Origin of the sequence: Buchnera aphidicola (Lipaphis pseudobrassicae) (assembly GCF_005081185.1) — a bacterium.
Taxonomy (GTDB): Bacteria; Pseudomonadota; Gammaproteobacteria; order Enterobacterales; family Enterobacteriaceae; genus Buchnera; species Buchnera aphidicola_AD.
The window spans coordinates 577,266-578,865 of sequence record NZ_CP034870.1; the positions used below are offsets into that span (position 1 = coordinate 577,266).

Annotated in this window: 1 protein-coding gene; it reads right to left on the reverse strand. The window is 26.5% G+C overall.

Annotation, left to right across the window (positions count from 1 at the left end; translation table 11 throughout):
* A partial coding sequence (locus D9V70_RS02790) for a peptide chain release factor 3 (protein WP_158356299.1) occupies window positions 1-1,500 on the reverse strand: 1,500 nt, incomplete at its 3' end.
* Between the last annotated feature and the right edge of the window lie 100 nt (window positions 1,501-1,600).

Genomic DNA, 1,600 nt, shown 5'->3' on the forward strand with positions numbered 1-1,600 from the left:
AGAAGCATCATATGCTAAATATGCACTGTTATTTTGTTTAAAAGAATTAATACTACAGATATTTTTAGATTTAATCCATCTTGCAAGAACAACATTTGCTTTTATACACGTTGTTTCTATATGATATTCTACTTTTAAACGTTCAATAACTACATCAAATTGTAGTATTCCAATAGCACCTAAAATTAAATTATTATTATTGATAGGACGAAATACTTGTATAGCTCCTTCTTCTGATAGTTGTATTAAACCTTTTATCAATTGTTTTTGTTTAAGAGGATTTATTAAATAAATCTGACGAAAAATTTCTGGAGCAAAACTAGGTATACCAACAAATTTAATATCTTCTCCTTCTGTAAAAGTATCTCCAATTTTAATTGTTCCATGATTATGTAAACCTATAACATCACCAGGATAAGCTTTTTCTATTAATAATCTATCTCCTGCTAAAAAAGAAAAAGCATCGGAAATAATTATATTTTTTTTTATACGTACATGTCTTAATTTCATTCCTTTCGTATATTGTCCTGAAACAATTCTAATAAAAGCTATACGATCTCGATGTTTTAAATCCATATTAGCTTGAATTTTAAAGACAAATCCAGTAAATTGTTTTTCTTTAGGAGATACATTACGTGTAAAACTTTTACGAGATAAAGGAGAAGGTCCCCATTTTATTAAACTAGTTAATACATGATCAATTCCAAAATTTCCGAGTGCACTACCGAATAAAACAGGTGTTAAAAAACCTTTTAAAAATTTTTTATTATTAAACTTAGGATATATATTAATAACTAAATCTAGTTCTTCTCGAATATGGTTAGCTAATTCTACTCCAATAATTTGATCTAATAACTTATTAGACAAATCGTAAAAACTTTGAGTATTTAATAAATGTTCATTGTGATATAATTGTTTTTGATATAAATCAATTAAATTTTCCCTAATATGATATACCCCTTTAAAATTTTTGCCACAACCAATAGGCCAAGTAACAGGAACACAATTTAATTCTAATTGTTTTTCAATGTCATCTAATATATCTATTGGATCTTGACTATCACGATCTAGTTTGTTAATAAATGTAATAATAGGAGTATTATGCATTCTTGTAACATCTATTAATTTTTTTGTACGTTCTTCAACACCTTTAGCCGCATCAATAACAACTAAACAACAGTCTACAGCTGTAAGAATACGATATGTATCTTCTGAAAAATCCTGATGACCTGGAGTATCTAATAAATTAATTAAAATATTTTTATATTTAAATTGCATAACAGAAGTAGTAACAGAAATACCACGTTTTTTTTCGATATCCATCCAATCTGATTTCGCATACTTTTTATTTCCTCGTCCTTTTACTATCCCCGAAGTGCGAATAACTTTTCCAAATAACAACATTTTTTCAGTAATAGTAGTTTTTCCAGCATCAGGATGAGAGATAATAGCAACAGTTCTTCTCTTACTTAATTCCTGTTCATGGTTTGAATTAAACATAATACTCATACTCATTGAAAATAATTAATGTTAAATGTTTATTTAAACATTGACTATAAAATAGCATATAACCAAGTTATTTAATCTGAATTTATTTTTT